This is a genomic window from Cytobacillus spartinae (assembly GCF_042865285.1).
Classification (GTDB): Bacteria; Bacillota; Bacilli; order Bacillales; family Cytobacillaceae; genus Robertmurraya_A; species Robertmurraya_A spartinae.
Window position 1 is genome coordinate 576,552 of sequence record NZ_JBIACK010000001.1, and the last position, 20,591, is coordinate 597,142.

The 20,591-nt window shown below is 36.9% G+C and carries 26 protein-coding genes; 3 read left to right on the top strand and 23 right to left on the bottom strand.

The genetic code is table 11. The annotated features are described in order from the left end of the window. Positions 1–3: 3 nt before the first annotated feature. From ACFYKX_RS02790 to ACFYKX_RS02805, 4 genes are all read right to left on the bottom strand, one after another. Positions 4–555, bottom strand: a complete 552-nt coding sequence (locus tag ACFYKX_RS02790; RefSeq protein ID WP_389359019.1) for a GNAT family N-acetyltransferase — start codon at positions 553–555, stop codon at positions 4–6. Positions 556–648: 93 nt separating this feature from the next. Further along, a complete protein-coding gene (locus tag ACFYKX_RS02795; RefSeq protein ID WP_389357833.1) occupies positions 649–1,392 on the bottom strand; it encodes a hypothetical protein in 744 nt (247 codons plus the stop codon). A 23-nt stretch (positions 1,393–1,415) separates the two neighbouring features. Continuing rightward, the gene (locus tag ACFYKX_RS02800) at positions 1,416–1,688 is read right to left on the bottom strand and encodes a late competence development ComFB family protein (protein WP_389357835.1); all 273 of its coding nucleotides are present in this window, start codon (positions 1,686–1,688) and stop codon (positions 1,416–1,418) included. 118 nt (positions 1,689–1,806) lie between these two features. Further along, positions 1,807–2,469: a potassium channel family protein gene (locus ACFYKX_RS02805; protein WP_389357837.1), complete on the bottom strand. Its 663-nt coding sequence runs from the start codon at positions 2,467–2,469 to the stop codon at positions 1,807–1,809. 266 nt (positions 2,470–2,735) lie between these two features. On the opposite strand from ACFYKX_RS02805, the gene corA reads away from it, so the two are divergent. After that, entirely contained in the window at positions 2,736–3,686 is a 951-nt protein-coding gene (gene corA / locus ACFYKX_RS02810; RefSeq protein WP_389357839.1) for a magnesium/cobalt transporter CorA, read from the top strand. Positions 3,687–3,755: 69 nt separating this feature from the next. Here the strand turns inward: corA and ACFYKX_RS02815 are convergent, their stop codons facing one another. From ACFYKX_RS02815 to ACFYKX_RS02890, 16 genes are all read right to left on the bottom strand, one after another. Further along, positions 3,756–4,139: a hypothetical protein gene (locus tag ACFYKX_RS02815; RefSeq protein ID WP_389357841.1), complete on the bottom strand. Its 384-nt coding sequence runs from the start codon at positions 4,137–4,139 to the stop codon at positions 3,756–3,758. Positions 4,140–4,171: 32 nt separating this feature from the next. Then, entirely contained in the window at positions 4,172–4,744 is a 573-nt protein-coding gene (locus tag ACFYKX_RS02820) for a spore coat protein (RefSeq protein WP_389357843.1), read from the bottom strand. A gap of 214 nt (positions 4,745–4,958) precedes the next feature. Further along, a complete protein-coding gene (locus tag ACFYKX_RS02825; protein ID WP_389357845.1) occupies positions 4,959–5,240 on the bottom strand; it encodes a YkvA family protein in 282 nt (93 codons plus the stop codon). A 71-nt stretch (positions 5,241–5,311) separates the two neighbouring features. Continuing rightward, a complete protein-coding gene (locus ACFYKX_RS02830; RefSeq protein ID WP_389357847.1) occupies positions 5,312–5,701 on the bottom strand; it encodes a sporulation protein in 390 nt (129 codons plus the stop codon). A gap of 293 nt (positions 5,702–5,994) precedes the next feature. Then, positions 5,995–7,707, bottom strand: a complete 1,713-nt coding sequence (locus tag ACFYKX_RS02835; RefSeq protein WP_389357849.1) for a PAS domain S-box protein — start codon at positions 7,705–7,707, stop codon at positions 5,995–5,997. A gap of 16 nt (positions 7,708–7,723) precedes the next feature. After that, positions 7,724–8,173 (bottom strand): GAF domain-containing protein, encoded by a 450-nt coding sequence (locus ACFYKX_RS02840; RefSeq protein ID WP_389357851.1) that lies wholly within the window; start codon positions 8,171–8,173, stop codon positions 7,724–7,726. 12 nt (positions 8,174–8,185) lie between these two features. Next, positions 8,186–8,839 carry a response regulator gene (locus ACFYKX_RS02845; protein ID WP_389357853.1) on the bottom strand — a complete coding sequence of 218 codons (654 nt, stop codon included), beginning with the start codon at positions 8,837–8,839 and terminating at the stop codon, positions 8,186–8,188. 62 nt (positions 8,840–8,901) lie between these two features. Further along, entirely contained in the window at positions 8,902–9,549 is a 648-nt protein-coding gene (locus ACFYKX_RS02850) for a sensor histidine kinase (RefSeq protein ID WP_389357855.1), read from the bottom strand. A gap of 199 nt (positions 9,550–9,748) precedes the next feature. Further along, positions 9,749–11,053 carry a NarK family nitrate/nitrite MFS transporter gene (locus tag ACFYKX_RS02855; protein ID WP_389357857.1) on the bottom strand — a complete coding sequence of 435 codons (1,305 nt, stop codon included), beginning with the start codon at positions 11,051–11,053 and terminating at the stop codon, positions 9,749–9,751. Between the two features lie 2 nt (positions 11,054–11,055). Then, positions 11,056–11,346, bottom strand: a complete 291-nt coding sequence (locus ACFYKX_RS02860; RefSeq protein WP_389357859.1) for a hypothetical protein — start codon at positions 11,344–11,346, stop codon at positions 11,056–11,058. Further along, a complete protein-coding gene (locus ACFYKX_RS02865; RefSeq protein WP_389357860.1) occupies positions 11,333–11,647 on the bottom strand; it encodes a hypothetical protein in 315 nt (104 codons plus the stop codon). The genes ACFYKX_RS02860 and ACFYKX_RS02865 overlap by 14 nt, the downstream gene beginning before the upstream one ends. Continuing rightward, a complete protein-coding gene (locus ACFYKX_RS02870; RefSeq protein ID WP_389357861.1) occupies positions 11,644–11,826 on the bottom strand; it encodes a hypothetical protein in 183 nt (60 codons plus the stop codon). Before ACFYKX_RS02870 ends, ACFYKX_RS02865 begins: the two co-directional genes overlap by 4 nt. After that, positions 11,816–12,340 carry a QcrA and Rieske domain-containing protein gene (locus ACFYKX_RS02875; RefSeq protein WP_389357862.1) on the bottom strand — a complete coding sequence of 175 codons (525 nt, stop codon included), beginning with the start codon at positions 12,338–12,340 and terminating at the stop codon, positions 11,816–11,818. The genes ACFYKX_RS02870 and ACFYKX_RS02875 overlap by 11 nt, the downstream gene beginning before the upstream one ends. An 11-nt stretch (positions 12,341–12,351) precedes the next feature. Then, positions 12,352–12,912, bottom strand: a complete 561-nt coding sequence (locus ACFYKX_RS02880; protein ID WP_389357864.1) for a 4Fe-4S dicluster domain-containing protein — start codon at positions 12,910–12,912, stop codon at positions 12,352–12,354. Next, on the bottom strand, positions 12,913–15,081 hold the full coding sequence (locus tag ACFYKX_RS02885) for a molybdopterin oxidoreductase family protein (RefSeq protein ID WP_389357866.1): 2,169 nt from the start codon (positions 15,079–15,081) through the stop codon (positions 12,913–12,915). Further along, positions 15,068–16,105, bottom strand: a complete 1,038-nt coding sequence (locus ACFYKX_RS02890; protein ID WP_389359021.1) for a hypothetical protein — start codon at positions 16,103–16,105, stop codon at positions 15,068–15,070. The genes ACFYKX_RS02885 and ACFYKX_RS02890 overlap by 14 nt, the downstream gene beginning before the upstream one ends. Before the next feature lie 347 nt (positions 16,106–16,452). Here ACFYKX_RS02890 and ACFYKX_RS02895 point away from each other — a divergent pair, with 347 nt between their 5' ends. Continuing rightward, the gene (locus ACFYKX_RS02895; RefSeq protein WP_389357868.1) at positions 16,453–16,842 is read left to right on the top strand and encodes a VOC family protein; all 390 of its coding nucleotides are present in this window, start codon (positions 16,453–16,455) and stop codon (positions 16,840–16,842) included. A gap of 27 nt (positions 16,843–16,869) precedes the next feature. Here the strand turns inward: ACFYKX_RS02895 and ACFYKX_RS02900 are convergent, their stop codons facing one another. From ACFYKX_RS02900 to ACFYKX_RS02910, 3 genes are all read right to left on the bottom strand, one after another. Further along, positions 16,870–17,406 carry an HD domain-containing protein gene (locus ACFYKX_RS02900; protein ID WP_389357869.1) on the bottom strand — a complete coding sequence of 179 codons (537 nt, stop codon included), beginning with the start codon at positions 17,404–17,406 and terminating at the stop codon, positions 16,870–16,872. A gap of 259 nt (positions 17,407–17,665) precedes the next feature. Next, positions 17,666–17,956, bottom strand: coding sequence for a hypothetical protein (locus tag ACFYKX_RS02905; RefSeq protein ID WP_389357871.1), 291 nt, complete (start codon positions 17,954–17,956; stop codon positions 17,666–17,668). Between the two features lie 147 nt (positions 17,957–18,103). After that, a complete protein-coding gene (locus ACFYKX_RS02910; RefSeq protein WP_389357873.1) occupies positions 18,104–18,667 on the bottom strand; it encodes a GNAT family N-acetyltransferase in 564 nt (187 codons plus the stop codon). Between the two features lie 953 nt (positions 18,668–19,620). On the opposite strand from ACFYKX_RS02910, the gene ACFYKX_RS02915 reads away from it, so the two are divergent. Further along, positions 19,621–20,517, top strand: coding sequence for an AEC family transporter (locus ACFYKX_RS02915; protein WP_389357875.1), 897 nt, complete (start codon positions 19,621–19,623; stop codon positions 20,515–20,517). The last annotated feature ends 74 nt before the right edge of the window (positions 20,518–20,591 follow it).

Genomic DNA, 20,591 nt, shown 5'->3' on the forward strand with positions numbered 1-20,591 from the left:
TTTCTATAGGTTATTTAGGTTTTCAAGATAATCTTGCTTTAAAATTCCATAGTAGGCTAAATCTTTGTATTCATCCCATTTAAGAACATGCTGCCTGAAAGTACCTTCGTATTTCATACCGATTTTCTCCATAATTCTCCAAGATCCTGGGTTATCAGTAAATGCAGCTGCAAATATTTTGTTCAAATCCCCTTGTTCAAATCCATACTGAATAAGAGCTCTTGCGGCTTCAGTTCCATAACCTTTTCCCCAATAAGGAACACCAACCCAGTAAGCTAGCTCTCCCTTATTATGAGTACGGTTGATGCTTAGATTGATAATACCTACTAAGCTACAATCCTCTTTACGCGTAATGGCATAAATATAAAGTTTTCCTTCTTTTACTTGTTCCAATACGCTAGCTATAAAAGAAGAAGCTGAACCTTTAGGGTATGGATATGGAATTGTTAACGTGCTTTTTGCAATCTCGTAATCACTTGCCAACTCTTCTACTATACTACTATCCTCTAAAGTTAAATGCCTTAATACTAGACGTTCAGTTTCGATTGCCATGATTGTGATATCCCCTTACCAATAAATTTATTTGTAATCATACATAATTTAATGGAAAAGAACAACAAGTTTTGAAAAAAATCTCTTTTAAATGAGTTAGTTGTATTCCCAAAAGACTGCGACCTCTCCTTTTAAATCATCCCCTTTTATCACTATATGGTAGATACCAGAATACTCTGCTACGAATGTCATCTTATTCCCGCTATCCTCTAATCCCACCAGGTCACCCTTATCATTTTTAACATGAAATCCGTGCCCGCCTCCATTCGTTGGGGAAACATCAAGCTTAAATGTAATTTGATCTCCCTCTTTTACTTGAAGTGGAATCTCATGTTTTCCATTAAAATAATCAAAGCTTGCATGGAAAGATTCTGCCTCCGTCGTAGCTTGCCAGCCCTCCTTTTCAGAAAAATCAAATGAAGACAGTAAGAGCAGTGATAAAGGCAGTACAAAGGCAAAACTATATTTAAAGTATGTATTTTTGTCAGATAAGTAAGTTCCTAAATAGAATATAGCGGCACATACTGCTCCGATTAACCCTGCTATTAAAGTAAATGGGTTAATACCATTAAGGATGAAAAAGGTGAAGCCAGCCACAGCATATAATATGATGGTTCTTTTTTTATTAAAAAAAGTTACTTTATTCGTTATAAAATCAATAATAATGGAGGCAAAAATTCCATATCCATAGAGAATTCCCCAGTAAAAGGGATTTGATAACCCCTCTGAATACTCAAATAAATCAAATCTTACTAAAAATAAAAAGAATGCAAAACCTAAAGTGAGGGCAAAACCTGCACCCGTTAATTTTTTTATTATATATCCAACCGCTTCTTTCACTTTTTTCCCCTTTCTTTCTCTCTCTAATGTTTTGGATATTTTCCTACAACGTGAATGGCAGATATGATTCTTTTATTAATCCACTTTCGGTTCTCGGTCGTGTTTAGCTTTTCATAGACAATTTTTCTTCCATCTTCACTCGTTACATAATGACTTGGAAGATTATTTAAGGCTAAAGCAATCATATCATTTCTACACTTGTCACATTTGCAAAAGGTCTGATATTCATGTCCAACCATCAACATCGTAACAAGTGCATTAACGATTTCCTCCATTACATTTACATAACCTTTCACAATTCTCACTCCATATGACTTTGTTAATTTATATGTTCTTTAATCAGGGTGGATTTCCCTCTATTTTATTTTTTAAAAAGAAAAAGGGTTTTGCCCTAAGCAAACCCGTATAAGACATTTAAACACCTTGAACCTCGAATCGATGTAGATCGCTATTATGGCCGATCACAATTAATATATCTCCCTTGTAAATCAAGTCGTCTGCAGATGGGGAAACAATAATATCTTCTTCTCGCTGTATTCCAATAATATTGCAGCCATATTTAGCCCTTGCATCAATGTTTTGTAAGGTCTTTTCGTGTAATTTATCCGAAGCAACAATTTCAACTATACTATGGTCTTTAGAAAGTTCAATATAATCAATTATTTTTTCAGAAATAACATGGTGAGCAATTCTTTTCGCCATATCTCTTTCGGGATGAATGACTTTATCGGCACCGATTTTTTCTAGTACTCGTTGATGGTATTGATTATATGCCTTCACCCATACTTGTTTTACACCTAGTTCTTTTAAAAGTAAAGTTGTTAAAATGCTTGTTTCAATATCATTGCCAAAAGAAACTATCACATGATCCATATTTTTTAAACCAAGCTCTTTAAGTGTGTTTTCATTTATGGCATTGGCTTGGACAGCATGTGTGGCATATTGACTGTATTTTTCTACTTTTTCTTCATTACGGTCGATAGCGAGAACATCTACCCCTAAATAGTGGAATTCTTCTACTAAGCTGCCTCCAAATCTACCAAGTCCGATCACCGCAAACTGCTTTCCTTGTCCCACACTTATCCTCCTGAACCATTATAAAAGTTTTAAATTATGCGTTTATTATTCAAATGGCTTCTTTTATCCATACTGTCAAAAAAAGTGTTTTTAACAGAGCAATTTTAACAATAGATTTTGCCAGAAATTGCATTATACTTTAGTCATACCCAGCTTTCAGGAAAAAAATTCCTACCTCCTCTTTTTCAGTAATGATGGATGTTTTTCTTTAAAGTGGTAAGGGAATACTCATAAGAATTGGTTTTTAAATGCAAAAAGGAGTTAATATGATAAAAACATTAGTTGTAAATCATCAAAATGAACTACAAAAAGATCTTCCGATTAGTACGATTTTAACCAGTGATTTTAAATGGTATTGGATTGACTTTATCCAACCTACTGAAGATGAGATAAGATTTCTGGATCATCCACTTTCTTTCCATCCTTTAGCAATAGAAGATTGTATACATAAGCTTCAACGACCAAAACTTGATTATTATGATGATCATACGTTTTTTGTAACACATAGCTTAAATGATGAAACATTAGAAAAGGAAGAAATCAATTTATTTATAGGTAAAAACTATGTGGTAACTTTCCATCACCTCCCCTCAAAGGAGATTGCAGATGTTTGGGACAAAGTTTGCTTATCTAAGATGATTGACCAATGGAACCAATCAATTGTCCTTTATCACGTATTGGATAAACTTGTGGATGGTTATTTTCCAATTGTTTATAAGTTAGAGGATGTATTGAACGAAATTGAAGATAATTCAAAGAAACAATCAATGGAAAAGCTATTAGAAAACTTATTTGATGCAAGACACGATCTCTTATCATTAAGGAACACGGTAAATCCGATGAGGGATTTGCTTTATCGTATGCTTAATTCTCAAAGACTCGATGAAATCATCTCCAATAAAGAATATTTTGCGGACATTTATGATCATTTGCTAAAGCTATCTGAAATGGTGGATGCTAATAGAGAAATTACAACCGATTTACGTGATAGTTATCTTTCCTATAATTCACATCAAACAAATCGGGTAATGAAGATACTAACCGTTATAACCACCATCTTTATGCCCTTAACGTTTATCGCTGGGGTTTACGGGATGAACTTTGAGCACATGCCAGAATTAAGATGGGATTGGGGTTATTTTCTGATCTTATCGATTATGTTTATTATTGGGTTTAGTATGTTTTTATGGTTTAAGAAAAAGGGCTGGTTTATTTAAATCATTAATAGGCTTATTTATTGGAAAAAGCCCTGTCCTTTTAAAAAGAGGATAGGGCTTTCGCATGAATTATTGCTGGCGATACTGCATGTACTGCTGTTGATTTGTAGGCATTTGATTGAATGCTGTCTGGCTATAGATAGGCTGATAACTAGTCATAGCTTGATTATTCATCGTTGTTTGGCCCGTCAATTCTTGTTGCATTTGATTACACACTTGAATAATTTCCTGGCATCTTTGGATAGCTGTTTGGTGGTCTTGTAAACTTTGTTGGATCGATTGAACAGCTTGTCTTTCACTTTGTAAAATTTGTTCTAACACTTGCACATTCTGTTGTTCTTGTTGTAGCATTTGTCTATATTTTTGATTCCCTTGTTCTGTTTGGTGAATTAATTGTTGAGCCATTTGACGGCACTGATTGATTTGTTGAATCCCGTGTTGTGTGGTATGCATGTAAATTCCTCCCGAATTTTGATTGGTATAGCTTATTGAAAACCATACTGTAGATTATGTTGATTTGGAGCTTGGATGTATTGACCTAGTATATCTGCTTGGTTCGAAAGGATAGGTACTTGGTAATAACCTCTTTCATTCATATACTGAAATGTTTCGTAAGCTAGGTCAGAACAATTTTTTGCACCTTGCGTCATCATATTTCGAAGTTGAAGATTTGCAAATTCAAGTGCTGCTGTCATTTTCATCATGGCGGATGATTTATGGCAACTAAGCATCCCTGTCGCAATATCCTGATCGGTAAGCTGGTTTGCAGTTGGCTTTGGATAAGAAGATTGAGGTTCATCTAAGCCATACCTAGGTACATAACCTGTAAATGTGCGGTATGACACAGCTCCTTGGTTCTGTGAATTTGTATTCATGACGTTTACGAGTTGATTGTATTCCTTAATTAAAAACTCAATTTGATGATTTAATATCTCTCTTAATGTTTCATCCTGTACATGAGGCTCGTATAAATGAAATTGATTAATCCCGTTAATAGCATCGTTTAATACCTCGTGTAACTCAATGACCTCGTGTGCTCCAAGTTGATTATTCTGCATTTTCTCACCCCAAAAAAGATGATTTGGAACGTAAATTCCATGATTATAATCCACCTTTTCAGTCGCTCATATCCGGTGAGTTTTTTGCCAAATATATAACAGAACCTTCCTTGCAGGTTTAGTTAATAGAAAAGCTAATATTAAGTAAAAATAAAAAAGAAACGAAAGTTTATCTCGTTTCCTAGAATTATCTTAAATTAAGTTTGGTATAACCTTAGAGCTTGGTGAGTTCATATTTCCCTTTTATTGATTCAGGAGCGTTTTTAATGATTCTTTGTAAAATGAAGGTCCCAATAAGGATGTCATCTGTTACTCCAAAAATAGAGAGGAAATCAGGAATCAAGTCAAAAGGTAAGGCAATATAACCTATTAACAAAAGAACAGGTAACACTTTTTGTTGAATTCTTACCTCATTTGATAGGAAGTAATCTTTTAAAAAAGGGAGGAATTTCCAAAATTTAGCGACAAATTTTATTCTTTTTAAGGCTTTATTCATTATTTAATCTCCACCTTTTTTAGATAGCTTGTATTATTAGGATTGTGAGCCTTATTCTCCAATTGACACCCTTAAACAATAGTAATGAAATCCTGGTCCTCGCTCTTAACCCCTTCGTTAAAAATCATTCTTGTCTTAAATCGATATTCTAATTCTTTTGATGACTTATCTAACTCTTCTGGGAGAACGAAAGAGAAACTTAGTTGGTCGTGCTTCTCATCGGAACGAATGGTTTTTGAAGTATAGATGGTAGTTGTCTCGATGACCTTTTCTTCTTCGCTCGAATCGGTACTCACTAAGTCACATTCAATTCTTTTTAATTGTTGCTCTATTGTCCCACCTTGAATAACGAACAATCCTTTTACACTTTCTCCAGGTTGAAAAGACGTTTTTTCCAGACACAGATCAATCTTTGCTGAACCTATTCCAAGTAACGACATATATTTTCTTAATAACATCATAATCTCCTCCAATTAATTTGTCTCATTAACATAAAAAGAACCTCTACCAATTTGGTAAAGGTTCTAATACAAATAAAGACCTTTACCGTTATGGTAAAGGTCTTGCTAACAACGTGTTAGTTGCCAACAAAGCCGAGAGATTTTGCCTCCGAAATGACGACTTTGTTGTTAAAGCTACTCCCCTTTAGGAGATATTCATTTTATAACTTAATTTTACAAATTCTTAGATTTATTGTCAATGGGTATCTTGTTAAATGATTGTAAAGATGGTGGATTTCCATTAAATCGGACTCCTATAAAGGAACTTCTAGTATTATTTTGGTGCCTTCCCCTATATTAGTTTGAATGTGGATCTCCCCATTTACAGCTCGAGCCCTTTCCTCCATGCTGAATAATCCAACGCCGCGCTTCGTTTCATTTAGAACAAACCCTTTTCCTTTATCTTCAATTAGAACACGTATTAAAGAGTCCAGTTCACGAATCGTCACGTATGCTTCATTGGTCTTCGCATATTTTCTGATATTTGTTAGTGCCTCTTGAATGATTCTATATATCGTAATTTCCTTATTTGCTGTTAAGCGACTATGTAGATAGCAATCAAATTGCACGTCAATTTTATAGTGATCTGAGTACCTTAATAAGTATGACCGAATAGCAGGTACTAATCCAAGGTCATCTAGTACAGATGGGCGGAGCTCCTGAGAAATTCTTCTCACTTCTTCAATTAGTTCCGTTGCCTCTTGTTGCATGTGATCTAATAAAGGATGACCAATCTGGGACTGTAGTAAGTTAATGCTAATCAGATGACTATAAAGATTCTGCCCAATCCCATCATGTAAATTTCTAGAGAGTCTTTTACGCTCTTCTTCTTGAATATCAATGATTTTTGTCATCATATTTTGTAATTCTTCTTCAGCTTTTTTTCGTTCTGTAATCTCATATCGAATCGCTAAATACTGGTATGGTTTTCCATAATCGTCTAAGAATGGCACAATTGTCGTATCAACCCAATAATATGAACCATCTTTAGCTTGATTTTTTATTTCACCTTTCCAAACGTTACCTGAAGATATCGTTCGCCAAAGATCCTTAAAGAATTCTTTAGAATGAAAAGCAGAGTTAATGATTCGATGATCTTTCCCGATTAATTCTTCCTTAGAGTACTTTGATATTTTGGAGAATTTATCATTTACAAACTTAATAAACCCTTTATGATCGGTAATGGCTACAATTGAGGATGTGTCAAGAGCAAACTTCAAATCCACAAGCTCTTGCATCGATTTATTTAAATCCTCAACCACTTGCTTGTAGTGCGTAATATCCTTCCTAATGGCAAGGTATTTGTAGGGTTCCCCAGACTCGTTCAAAAAAGGTACAATCGTCGTATCAACCCAATAGAAGGTTCCGTCCTTCGCCTTGTTTCTTATTTCCCCATGCCAAACGTTTCCAGATGAGATGGTTCTCCATAATTCCTCAAAAAATACCTTTGAATGAAAACCAGAGTTAACCATCCTATGTGTATGACCAATCAATTCCTCTGCGGAATATTTAGAGATCTCACAAAACTTTTCGTTCACATATGTAATGATTCCTTTGTCGTCTGTATAGGCAACGATCGTTGATTCATCTAATGCAATTTTCAATTCTCTTAGCTCATTTACTTGTGCTAAAACTGGATGTTGAGTTTTAGGCAAGTGAATTTCCAGCATATAGAAATTCTTTTTTTCAAGAGTTAAAGGCGTACTTATAACACAAATCATAAAGGTCGTACCTTGATTATGTTTTGCACGGGCGTTTAACATGGAGGATGGTTTTGTCTGTGTGAAATTAAATTCTGGAAGGATGGATGTGATTTGTTTTTCTCTAAGTCCATTTTTTGCATATCCAAATAAGGCATCAGCTCTATCATTTGCATAAGAGATGATGCCATCTCTGTCAATAAGTATAGTTCCACCGCTTAAGTCTGGAGTGGTCTGTGTATAGCTATTTACTTCATTCCAATCCATCGACTCACCTCCAAATTTAAAGCAGACTAGTAAGCAATTCTTCCAATTTTCGTGCGGTTTCCCTCACCAAAGCTTCTTCATTATCAGAGATAGATTGTTCATTTCTACGCCCTACTAATAATACCCCTTTTGGGATTCCTTTATAATGAATGGGCACAGCATATGCGAATAAAAGCTTTTCAGCTAACATAATTGGATATTCCAACGCTTTTCCTAGTATGTTGTTCGGAAAATCATTAATACTCATTGGACTTCCAGTAGAGATTACTCGACCAGCAATTCCCTTTCCATATCGTACAGTGATTTTCTTATATTTTTCGTTACAGTTTCCCGCTGCAAAAAGCCACCTAATGTCCGGACCTACATTGTTCTGAAAGGCGAGTCCGACAAAATCACAACCTATTTCAGTCCTAAGTTCTTCACATACAAAAGCTATGGGTTGATACATAGTAGAATTTTCCATCATTCAATACTTCCTTTACATTCCATATCCAAGCAGGCCTTTTTTTAATGCAAAAGCAACAAGTTCTGGTCGGGTTTTCATCTGCAGCTTTTCCATCAAATTCCCTTTATGTGTTTCAACAGTTTTAACACTAATTTCAAGCTTTTCACCTATTTCTTTGTTTGAAAAGCCTTTCGCTATTAACGTGAGAACTTCACGCTCACGATCGGAAAGTAGATTAAATGAATCCGTATTTCCCTGTTTTACACTTCCTAAGTATTCTTCCATCAATCTTTTCGTTGCGGATGGATGAAGGTAGGCGTTACCAGTAGCTACCGATTCAATTGCACCAATTAGTTCGTCATGAGGCGCACTTTTTAGGATACATCCTGATGCACCTGCCTGGATTGCTCTAAATAAGTATTCTTCGTCATCATGCATGGTTAAAATTAAGATCATTATTTCAGGCATTAGTTTTTTTAGTTCTGATGTAGCAGATAAACCATCTTTTCCATGAGGCATACTTAGATCCATTACCACCACATTTGGTTTTAACTCGAGTGCCTGGCTAATGCATTCGTTTCCTTCAGAAGCTTCTCCGATGACTTCCATGTTAGGGTGGTTATTTAAAAGCATTTTAAGTCCCATTCTTACAACGGCATGATCATCACATAATAGAATCCTAATCATGATGTCACCTCCTAGAGCCTATATTTTTGATCCGTATCTACCTATTAGCATACATTTTACTATTATAATGGTAAAAATAATTCAATTGAAGTCCCACTATCAATCACAGATGAAATCTCACATTTTCCGTTGATTAAGTCCATTCTTTCAATCATTGCTGCAAGTCCTGTTGATTTTTCCATTGCCTCCTTAACATTGAATCCTTTTCCGAAGTCTTTAATGATAATCCCTAGACCATTAGGATACCATGTAAACGAGAGACTTACATGAGTAGTATCCGCATATTTTGCTACATTACCAAGCGCCTCTTGAATCACACGAAACACTGCTATATTGTGGTTTTCCGGTATTGGTACCTCTTCACCAACCATGGATAATTCAACTTCAATGCCGTATGTTGATGTATACAGCTTCAAGTAGCTTTTCATAGCAGGTACTAGGCCAAGTGTAGCTAATGTTGGTGGATGTAATTCAACCGATAAAAGCCGTATCTCTTGTATCGTTTTCTCTAGTAGTTGTTCCATCTCATGGATATAATTTTTCATTTCAGGCTGAAGCGATCCACCTTGAATGAATTGTAATCCAGTGTACACACTGTAAAGCGTTTGACCAACCCCTTCATGGAGTTCAAGAGCAATACGTTTAATTTCTTCTTCCTGTGATTGGATGATATACGAACTTATTTCTTTTTTTGCTTTTGTAAACTCCATGGACTCTCCCCCTGTCTTCGTAAAAAAAGGTAGTCTCGTTTTATTGGACAACCATTTGATTTTATTCGCCATGAGCTTTAATTTATTGGACAACACTAGCAGTTTATTAGACATCCTTAGTAAGATATTCGCCAAACCCCATATGTTCATAAAATGACGATGGACCCCATCCCTTATTACCAGGATGGAGTCATCGTAATTAAGCCGCTTTTGTAGATAATACTTTACTGCCAGAACGTTGGTAGTAATACCAGTTTAATACGATTGAAACCACATAGAATGCGATAAAGAAGTAGAACGCATTGACTGGAGTACCAAATGAATTTACTGACCAACCGAATAATTTCGGAATAAAGAATGATCCGTATGCTGCGAATGCTGCTGTAAATCCTAGGACTGGCGCTGCTTCTTTTACTGGGAAGATGTCGGGAATCATTTGGAATGTTGACCCTGACCCAATACCAGCCGCGATGAAAAGAATCAAGAATGATGCTAAGAAACCAGCGAAATGCTTTCCATTTGTAAAGTAAATAACTCCACCTGCACCAATTGCCATAACCACTAATACCCAAGACGTTACAAGTGCTCCGCCTAATTTATCTGAAATCCATCCTCCAACAGGTCTAGCCGCTGCTGCTAAGAATGCTCCTAGGAATGCTAGAGAAATGTACTCAGGAAATTGAGATTTTAATAGTAATGGGAATGCCGCTGCATATCCGATAAATGATCCGAAAGTTGCTACGTAAAGAACAGTCATAATCCAAGTGTGTTTCCTTTTCACAATAACAAATTGATCTTTCACAGATTGTGTTGCAGTCGGAATATTATCCATTCCGAAGTATGCAGCAATGGTCATAATTACAATTGGGATAACCCAGATGAACGCTGCGTTTTGTAACCAAATCGTTTCACCAGTTGGCATTGATTGACCTTCACCGATAACCGCGAATGTACCAGCTGCGATAATTAATGGTGTTACAAACTGAACAACCGACACACCCATGTTTCCTAGACCACCGTTAATACCAAGTGCAGTTCCTTTTTCTTTTTTAGGGAAAAAGAAGCTCATGTTAGCTGAAGAAGATGAGAAGTTACCTCCACCTAATCCACAAAGTGCCGCAAGCAATAGCATGATGCTATAAGGAGTATCTGGATTTTGAACAGCAAATCCTATCCCTACTGCTGGAATAGCTAATACTGCTGTAGATATTACTGTCCAGTTACGGCCTCCAAATTTACCAACTGCAAATGTATAAAAGAATCGTAGTGTAGCACCAACTAGACCAGGCATAGCTGCTAATGTAAATAATTGTTCGTCTGTAAAACTAAAACCAACATCATTTAATCTTACTGCTACTACTGACCAAATTTGCCATACGATGAAAGCTAGCATTAATGATGGAACGGAAATCACTAAATTTCGTCTTGCATGCTTTTTACCTTGGGATTGCCAAAATTGTTCATCTTCTGGATTCCACTGGGTAATTCGTTGATTTTTACTCATTTTTATCTTACCTTTCTGATTACGTAATATAAATCACTAAACATATCGAATGCAGTCCATTGGTTATCGAACATTGATACGGTTGAGGTTCTCGGAACTGCTAGAAATTTATCCTGATCGAAATAAATCCGTACATGCGTTTGATCAGGGCAAAGCTGAATCTTTTTTACTTCTTTTTTCAAAAAAGCGGCTTTGTCGTTTCCTTGTTCGTCTTGAATGGACACCTCGACCGGTGATGATACGAAATCTTCAAGCATATCCATATCAATGGATTCCATTTCAATGATCCCCACAACTACCGCATCCTCTCTTTGCAGGATAAACAAACATTTTATAGCCTTGTAAGTACTCCCAAAAACAGTTGTCACCATTCTGTTCTAAAAAGCTAATGACTTCATCTTCTGATTGCCATCTACTCATTCCCTTTACTTCGGCAATCACCATTTCTATTCCTTCGGCTGATTTTTCTTCGAGGTACCAGTTGACTCGCACCCCTTTAAACAGCTTTGTTAGCATTTCATCAATTTCCACTGCAAATCCACCAAAGGCGTTTCTGACAAAACAAAAATCTAAATAAGTTTCTGAATTCATCATGCATCACGCTTTCTATCTTTTTTGTAAATATAGATCGCTAGCGGGAAGAGCAAGAGATTTACTACTGTTAAGATGATTGAGTTCATGTAATTTTGAAAGTAATACTGATGAACAATGTGTTGGGTAATGACGATATTGAGTAAAAGAATAATTAGTAGTGCATAGAAATTAAACTTCATAACGTTTCACCCTTACTGCGTATACAGCGCCGTTTTCTACTTTGACTTCAATTTCTGGTAAAGGCCTTCTTGGTGGGCCTGCTGTTGGAGCACCTGTATTTACATCGAACTTACCGTGGTGACAAGGACAAATCATCTCTCCCTCTTCTTTCACCCAGAACACCGGACATCTTAAATGTGTACAAGCATTTTGATAGGAAACATATTTATTTTCAGATAGTCGAATTAATATGGCATCATCATGATCACCTGGGAATTTAAAGTCGGTAGAATCCCCTATTGCAATTGATTTTACATCTATGATTTTTTTATTGGGATACTCTTTGTCTCCTAATCCCATTAATTCTTTTGCAGCAACTGCTCCCCATGGTAGGGAGGAAACTGCGAATACTCCCGCAGCTCCTACTAATGTTTTCATAAACCCACGACGATCAAGCTTTCTTTCATTATTTCGATTTATATTGTGTGTGTAATTATCTTCTTGAAAGGGGATTTTATTATTTTTGTCTGACATGTTCATCCCTCCTAAAACAGCTTAGTTGTTCCTTGTAAAATACCAGGAAGATTTACTTTTACGTTCGTTTCGCCCTCTAAATAAGGTAGGCTAGTTACCCATTTTCCATTATCTAAATTAAATTGCTTACGTTTTGCCTCTATTTCATCATCAGTGAGCCACTGTAAAGTGTCTGTAGGACAAACACTTGCACACATTGGTGGAATTCCATCCTTCGTACGATCAATACATAAGTCACATTTATACATTAAGTTCTGTTCTGTATCAAACTTAGGAATCCCATAAGGACAAGCAATCGTACAGTTTTGACAACCGATACATTTTTCTACAAGTGCCGATAGAACGGCTCCAGTTTCATGAATTTGAATCGCCTGAGCTGGACAACTTCTTGCACATGCTGGATTCACACAGTGCAGACACATTAGAGGCATCGTTTGCCGATTCACGAGAGGATTCACGTCATATACATAGTTTCTGTTTCTTTCCTCATGTCCTCCACACTGTGTGCAAGCAGCTAAGCAGGAACGGCATCCTATACAGTTTTCAAGTTCTAAATAAAGCCTCTTCTTCATCTATTGCACCTTCTTTGCTTCGAGTTTCTGAATCTGTGTTGCGCAAGCCTTGAATTCCGGCATTCTTGACATTGGATCTAAAGCAGCAATCGTAAGTAAATTAATAGAGTCATCATGACCGAAGTGGTAAGGGACAAATACTGTATCCTTTCTGATGGCTTCAGTAATTTTCACTTTGTATTTTGCTTCTCCACGTCGAGTGTACAAGCGAACCTTCTCTTCATGATGGATGTCATATTTTGCTGCCGTTTCTGGATGAACCTCTACATATGGTTCTGGACACATATCGCGTAAAAATTGAATTCTTCGCGTTTGGTTACCAGATAGGTAGTGGTATACGACACGTCCTGTTGTTAAGCGCAATGGAAAATCTTCACATGGCTCTTCTGCTGGTGGACGGTAAGGTAATGCGCAAATTTTTGCTTTTCCGTCAGGATGGTAGAATTTTTTATCCAAGAACATGTGAGGTGTACCTTTGTCATTTTCATCCTTACATGGCCAAAACACTCCATCTTGCTCCTCGATCTTATCCCATGTTGCGCCGTAGTAGTCGGCATATCCACCTTTTGTTGCTAGACGGAACTCATCACCAATGTCACTTGCTGACTTTAGGTGTGAGAAATATTTTCCGCGACCAAGTCGTTCTGCTAATTCCACCTGCATTTGCCAGTCCGGTTTTGATTCTCCAATTGGTTCCTGTGCTTTGTTGATTTTAATAATTCGACCTTCAATATTGGTTACCGTTCCTTCATCTTCTGCCCATGTAGTAGCAGGTAAAACAACATCTGCGAACTCTGCTGATTCTGATAGATAGAAGTCTGAACAAACCATGAAATCTAAATCTTTCATTGCTTTTCGTACAAAATTTAAATTTGGAGCTGACACTGCTGGGTTTGAACATAGTAGATATAAACCGCGAATCGTTTTGTCTGACATTAGTTCAAACATTTCGTAAGCTGAAACTCCAGCAGGTGGCATTTCTTCAGGTTTAATCCCCCATACTTCAGCAACTTCTTTCACGTGCTGAGGATTAGCAATCTTGCGGTAACCAGGTAGAGCGTCCGCTTTTTGACCATGCTCACGACCACCTTGACCATTTCCTTGACCAGTGAATGTTGCGACACCGGATTTAGCACGACCAATTTTACCTGTCACTAACGCCATGTTTGAATATCCTGATACGTTATCTACACCTTTATGTTGCTGCTCAATTCCACGAGCGAACATGACAACTGCATTTGGCGCTTTTCCGTAAAGTTCTGCTGCACGAATAATTTTTTCTGGTGCAACACCCGTAATCATGCTTGTATATTCTGGAGTGAATTCTTTAACAAGTTCTTTTGTTTCTTCAAATCCGTTTGTATGTTTGTTAATAAACTCTTTGTCGATATGACCATTTTCGATTAGTAAGTTAACAATTCCATTTGCTAGTGCTAAGTCTGTACCTGGACGAAGATCTAAATGTAAATCCGCTCTTCTTGCAATCGGTGTTTCACGAGGGTCAGCCACAATTAAGTAGCCTCCTCTTTCTTGGACCGCCCAAATTCGGAACATAGAAGTTGGGTGACATTCAGCTGTATTGCTTCCTGCGATAAATAAGCAGTCTGTTTCGTGAATATCTGTCCAAGGTAATGTTGAACCACGGTCAACCCCGAACGTTCTCATAAATCCACCAGCGGCACTTGACATACAAAAGCGACCATTGTAGTCAATATAACGCGTTTGTAGTGCTACACGGGCAAACTTTCCTGTCAGGTAACACTTTTCATTTGTCATTGACACCCCACTGAAAACTCCTAGAGAATCTTTTCCGTATTGAGTTTGCAGTTTTTGAAAATTCTCTATGATTAAGTCATAAGCTTCTTCCCATGTTGCTTCACGGAATCCTTGTTTCGTTCCTTTTAGTGATTTGTCATCACGAATAAGTGGCTTTAAAATACGATCATCATGATTTACCTGTTGGTAGGCTGTTACCCCTTTTGGACACATTTTTCCAACCGTTACTGGCCACTCATAGCGAGGCTCTACCCCAATAATTTGATTCGTTTTTGTATTTACACGTAAGTTCATTCCGCATTGCATTCCGCAATAGCTACAATGTGTTTTTACGAGTTTTTCATTTGGATGCTGTAAATTTTCAACTTCTTTAAAAAACTTATCCCTTTGCATTCTGATTTGCCTCCTTCACCTTGACTTCATGTGTTGGGAATCCTGAGAATTGTGCAATTCGATATTTTCTTCGGCAAGGAAGACATAATTCTGCAAGATGAAAATTTTCTTTTTTAAATTCCATGTTGTTTATACCAAGTACAGCAACTACATCTTGTGATTGTTCAGTTGAAACAAATTTTTCGCTACAAACTTTACATTCCTTCATTGACTGCTCACCGTAGTGCTCACGGTAGTTTCTAGCGAATACACTAAGTGGTCTGAAAGGAATGTGAGCTAATTTACCAAAAGGAAGATAAATAAGCGTTACGATTACTGAGTATTGATGGATTAATGACATGACTGGATGTCCCCATCCGTGTAGGAACATGTTGCTGAATGTTAAAGCTAATCCTGTCACACTAATAAAAAGCAATAGATATAGTGGAAGGAAATCATATACGAATGTTTGCTCTGCTCTTGCTTGCATGTTTTTTAAGCGACGGTAAAGCATCATGCATACACCTGCGATAACCATGATCGCTGAAATGTTTAATGCGTTATAAAATAAGTAGCCTAGTGGACCATCTGCTTTAATAGTCATGATGTCAATTCCCATGCCTACTACTGTGTAATATCCGTTCTCTGGCATTGTGAAGTACATCCAACCAAAAACAAGTGGGAAGGTTACTAAGCAAGAAAGGATACAACCCCAACCTACTAACATGTGCTGTGTCCATCTGTAAAGTCCACGGTTCCAAATGAATCGATATGTTGCTAATTGTTCAACCGATGTTTTAGGGGTCGATTTTCTTAAAAGTAACTTGATCCCCTTCTTTATGAAAATTTTTGTTGGTGGTCTTTCTCCCCAAGCGATAAAGCGGTAGAAAAATCCTCCGATAAAAACAACCGTTCCTACCATGTATCCATATAGATTTAAATCAACGTGTGTAAACATTCTCGTTCCGATAAAGGATAAGATGACAATCGCACTGATTGTTAAAAACATTGATTTTGCAAATTTAGAAGCAAATGCGTTATTGATGGAATGTCCTGTTCGTTCCTTTGTTGAAATTTTAGATTCCATGTTTTGTTCCCCCTCAAATAACAATTAACTTTTTCTTGTTTTCATTGTAGGTCGGATTTGTTTTTCCTCGTATCGGGGGATTTCCCTACCAAGGGGGAGAAATTCCCTTAGTGAAAGAATTTGGGCTTGTTTTTGGTTTTTTCAGCGGCTAAAAACGTTATTAAATCAACGTTTATGAGGTCTATTTTAGATTGTGGCGATAATGTTACAGTTAAGGAGAAATGCTTTTTTTCTAAAAAAATGGGGTCTGATTGCTCCTATTTAACGATAAAATAGGAGTATAAATAATAGAAAGAGGTTTGATTATGAAAAGTGCAAACCCTTATGTATTTATTAAGAACTGTAAAATAGAAATGGAACACTACAATAAGATTCTTGGTGGAGAAATTAAGAATTTACAGCTTGCGGATGAAATCGAGATGTTTAGAGGACATGAGGGGAAAGTGCTTCACGCGGAATTGCATCTTGGGAATAGCATCATTCACTTCTCAGATGTGTTTAGTGATGTAAATCAAGGAGACCATATCCGAATTTCTTTAGAATGTGAATCGGAAGAAGAAATAAATGCTGTTTATGAACAATTATCAAATGGTGGTTATGTGTCTGTTGAACTACAGGAAACTTTTTGGGGAGCGTTTCATGCGAATTTAACCGACAAGAACGGTGTGGGTTGGTTGTTGAATTATCATAAGTAGGAACAGAAAAAAAGAGCGTAATGGAATTTATCCATTACGCTCTTTATATACGTTTCCTGAAATCTCTTGATCCACCATTTCATCTAACCTCACGATGCTTTTTAAAGCTCGATCATATTTAATTGATCGGTAGTGATGATTTCCTCCTTCTTCTTCGTCCTTCTCATCTGCCCATTTCACCACTTGTTGAAGAGGTTTTCGCTTTATATCAGTTGGTAAAAAGGAATCTGTATGAAACAGGATGGCTAATGCTATTTCTTTAGCTCTTACCGGATTTTCTCCTAACCTAATAAGTAGCTTATGGGCTCTTTCTGCTCCTTTAATGGGGTGTATATCGTACTTTCGATACATTTCATAATCCCATTTCCCATTTTTATACCATGTAAAATGGCCGATATCATGGAGTAAACCTGCTTTTGTGGCAATATCGACATCCATGTTTTTTTCTTTTGCAAGATGGAAGGCGTGGTAAGCAACCGCTATCGCGTGTGCTACGCCCGAACGATTTAAGTATTTTTGTGCAATATGATGTTTGAAAATCGCTAATAGTGTAACGTCACGCATGGTAATTTCCCCTTCCTTACTTTTATCATATATGAAATTTTCTCTATTTTAGAATGAAATCGGGAAGCAGCTGTTTTCGTATAGTGAATTGATTCACGTACTTTCTTTCTTAGCATGGTGAAATCTCTTCAACTTTTACGAAAAGAGAATTATTTAAAGAAAAAGACTCCAAGTGTGGGAGTCTTTTTACTATATTATTATATTTTTGATATTGTACCACATAACCTCTAATGAATAAATCGGAATTTTCCGAATTTATCTAATCCATTAAATTGCCTACAAAAAGAATGTAGGCTAAAAATATCGATAACAGTAGGCTAAATCCTACAGTGAAAATACTTCTGACCGCTGCTTTCCAGTTGTATACCCCAGAAAAACCAGCTACCCCAAAGAGTAAAACCGTGAGTGAAAGATAAAATACAATCTCGAGGGGGTGAACACCAGTCCAATGCAGAATTCTTTGTTTAAAGTAGTTCGTTGATAAAATGATGACTAATGCCGCGCATACAAAGGATAAGAAAAATGACCACCGATTCAATATCTTCCCCATTTTCTCCCCCCTCGCATTTTTGTAGGCTTATCCATTTTTAATGTAGAATATGTTTCTATTACTTATTATATATGTAGGATGACAAATTCTTGCTATTTATTTTTTCGGTAGAACAAACGACGCACTAATACCCTTATTATAAGTTGGTTATAAATTTCTTTTAAAATACTCTTCTTTTAACATCGAATAAACAATTGTGTCATGGAACTCTTCCCCGTCAAAATCCGTTTGACGTAGAACACCATCTTTATGAAAACCGTACTTTTCTAAAAGTTTTCTTGATCCATTATTTTTTGCAAATATATCTCCTACGAGACGGTTTAGACCTAGTGTTAAAAAGCTAAACTCCATAACTTTGCTTAGGATCTCCGTCATAACCCCTTTGTTTTGGTAATCTTTTCGAAGAACTACACCCATCTCGGCCTTCTGATGCCACATATGTAATTTGTGGAGCCGGAACATTCCGATTACATCCTCTGTCTTCTTATCTATAATTACCCATGGGATTTCTTTTTCTACTTCAAATTGATCTAAGCTAGTCTCAATTGACTTTTCCATTTCATCGATGTTAGAAACGGGGTGAGGTGTAAGGAATTTCATCGTTTCGTTATCACCCATAAATACAAACATGGCAGATGCGTCTTCTTTCGTCATGGCTCTCAATGAATAATGGTCCGTTTCAATAACGGGAATGGTCTTTAGGTTGTTCAACTTTTACTCCCCCATCTAAAGTAGTGTTGTTCTTGTGTATGGAGTTGCGTCCACACATTTGCTGTCTGAAGTTGGATTATTTTCATCGGACTGTAACAGGCTTTTCTCATCTTCCTCTGTCCGAAGTTGGATTGTCTTTGGACTGTAAACTGCTTATATCAGCTTCTCCTGTCAGAAGTTACCTCACCTTCTGACTGTTTTCCGCTCTTTTCACCTTCTCCTGTCAGAAGTTACCTCACCTTCTGACTGAACTCCGCTTTTTTCAGCTTTTCCTGTAAGAAGTTACCGCACCTTCTGACTGTTCTCCGCTTTTTTCAACTTCTCCTGTCAGAAGTTACCTCACCTTCTGACTGTTCTCCGCTTTTTTCAACTTCTCCTGTCAGAAGTTACCTCACCTTCTGACTGAACTCCGCTTTTTTCAGCTTTTCCTGTCAAAAGTTACCTCACCTTCTGACTGTTCTCCGCTTTTTTCAACTTCTCCTGTCAGAAGTTACCCCACCTTCTGACTGTTTTCCGCTCTTTTCACCTTCTCCTGTCAGAAGTTACCTCACCTTCTGACTGTTCTCCGCTTTTTTCAACTTCTCCTGTCAGAAGTTACCTCACCTTCTGACTGTTCTCCGCTTTTTTCAACTTCTCCTGTCAGAAGTTACCTCACCTTCTGACTGTACTCAAGCTCTTTTCAACTTCTCCTGTCAGAAGTTACCTCGTATTCTAATTGCGTAGTTTAACTTTGCTCAACTTTTTCTATCTAAAGTTGACTCGGCTTCTAACTGTAGCCCACCTAAACCAGCCTTTACTAACCCATTCTCACAGCAACAAACTAATATAAAAAAGTAAATCCTCCACAATAATTCGTCTTCATCCTACATTTATTGTTAATATGATACACTTTAATAGTAAATTTTTGAAAGAGTAAGTCTTTTTATTTTAATACCATAATGAGGAATCCCAAAATGTCAGTCATTTTCGAAGTCATCTTGCCAACGTTTTTTATCTTTTTAATCGGTTTTATTGTTCAAAAGTGGAAGAAAATGAATATTGTATCAGTCTCTACCGTCGCTGTTTATATTCTCTCTCCGATGTTAGTGTTTCGAACCTTCTATACGGTAACTCTGGATCAACAATATTTGTACATGACTCTCTTTGCTTTCTTGTTATTAGGAGCACTTATTTTAGTGAACAAAATATATTCTAAACTCCTCCGCTATCCTCAGGATGTAGAGAGTGCTCTCATTCTCTCTACGGCTTTTATGAATGCAGGGAATTACGGGGCACCAATCGTATTATTCGCCTTTGGAGATGCAGGCTTTGCCTATGCCGTTTCTTTTCTAGTTTTGCAATCATTGATTATGAACTTTTTTGGTGTTTATTATGCTGCTCGTGGAAGACAAGGAATGAAGCCTGCAATCGGGGCTGTTTTTAAAATGCCGATAACCTACACCTTAGTAATAGGAATCTTGTTTAACGTTCTGAAGATTCCAGTTCCAAATGGGGCTTACGCGGCCATTGACCTTGTTGCAGACGCAGCTATTCCTGTAGCTATGATCATTCTAGGCATGCAGTTGGCTGAACTAAAATTAGGCCGTTATTTTGAAAAAGGAAAAGTATTATATGGAGTAATCGTTCGTATGGTCATATCTCCATTACTGACAATCATCATCATGATGTTATTTCCCTTTGATCCTTTATTGAAAAAAGTATTAATTGTTTCAACTGCCATGCCTACAGCTGTAACGACAACGATGTATGCACTTCAATTCAACACTCTACCGATGCTAGTCTCTAGCATTACGTTTGTAACAACGGTATTAAGTATATTTACCATAACCATTCTATTGTTATTGCTATAGTAATTCTTCTAGATATTAAAATGGGCCAACTAAGGACTGGAAAACTCGTATCTAACAATACGAATTTTCAGTCC

Bases quoted from the DNA above. Each gene is read 5' to 3' on its own strand.
- corA (WP_389357839.1), top strand. From the start codon at position 2,736: ATGATAAAAACATTAGTTGTAAATCATCAAAATGAACTACAAAAAGAT.
- ACFYKX_RS02815 (WP_389357841.1), bottom strand. From the start codon at position 4,139: ATGCATACCACACAACACGGGATTCAACAAATCAATCAGTGCCGTCAA.
- ACFYKX_RS02820 (WP_389357843.1), bottom strand. From the start codon at position 4,744: ATGCAGAATAATCAACTTGGAGCACACGAGGTCATTGAGTTACACGAG.
- ACFYKX_RS02825 (WP_389357845.1), bottom strand. From the start codon at position 5,240: ATGAATAAAGCCTTAAAAAGAATAAAATTTGTCGCTAAATTTTGGAAA.
- ACFYKX_RS02830 (WP_389357847.1), bottom strand. From the start codon at position 5,701: ATGATGTTATTAAGAAAATATATGTCGTTACTTGGAATAGGTTCAGCA.
- ACFYKX_RS02835 (WP_389357849.1), bottom strand. From the start codon at position 7,707: ATGGATTGGAATGAAGTAAATAGCTATACACAGACCACTCCAGACTTA.
- ACFYKX_RS02840 (WP_389357851.1), bottom strand. From the start codon at position 8,173: ATGATGGAAAATTCTACTATGTATCAACCCATAGCTTTTGTATGTGAA.
- ACFYKX_RS02845 (WP_389357853.1), bottom strand. From the start codon at position 8,839: ATGATTAGGATTCTATTATGTGATGATCATGCCGTTGTAAGAATGGGA.
- ACFYKX_RS02850 (WP_389357855.1), bottom strand. From the start codon at position 9,549: ATGGAGTTTACAAAAGCAAAAAAAGAAATAAGTTCGTATATCATCCAA.
- ACFYKX_RS02855 (WP_389357857.1), bottom strand. From the start codon at position 11,053: ATGAGTAAAAATCAACGAATTACCCAGTGGAATCCAGAAGATGAACAA.
- ACFYKX_RS02865 (WP_389357860.1), bottom strand. From the start codon at position 11,647: ATGATGAATTCAGAAACTTATTTAGATTTTTGTTTTGTCAGAAACGCC.
- ACFYKX_RS02870 (WP_389357861.1), bottom strand. From the start codon at position 11,826: ATGAAGTTTAATTTCTATGCACTACTAATTATTCTTTTACTCAATATC.
- ACFYKX_RS02875 (WP_389357862.1), bottom strand. From the start codon at position 12,340: ATGTCAGACAAAAATAATAAAATCCCCTTTCAAGAAGATAATTACACA.
- ACFYKX_RS02880 (WP_389357864.1), bottom strand. From the start codon at position 12,912: ATGAAGAAGAGGCTTTATTTAGAACTTGAAAACTGTATAGGATGCCGT.
- ACFYKX_RS02885 (WP_389357866.1), bottom strand. From the start codon at position 15,081: ATGCAAAGGGATAAGTTTTTTAAAGAAGTTGAAAATTTACAGCATCCA.
- ACFYKX_RS02895 (WP_389357868.1), top strand. From the start codon at position 16,453: ATGAAAAGTGCAAACCCTTATGTATTTATTAAGAACTGTAAAATAGAA.
- ACFYKX_RS02900 (WP_389357869.1), bottom strand. From the start codon at position 17,406: ATGCGTGACGTTACACTATTAGCGATTTTCAAACATCATATTGCACAA.
- ACFYKX_RS02905 (WP_389357871.1), bottom strand. From the start codon at position 17,956: ATGGGGAAGATATTGAATCGGTGGTCATTTTTCTTATCCTTTGTATGC.
- ACFYKX_RS02915 (WP_389357875.1), top strand. From the start codon at position 19,621: ATGTCAGTCATTTTCGAAGTCATCTTGCCAACGTTTTTTATCTTTTTA.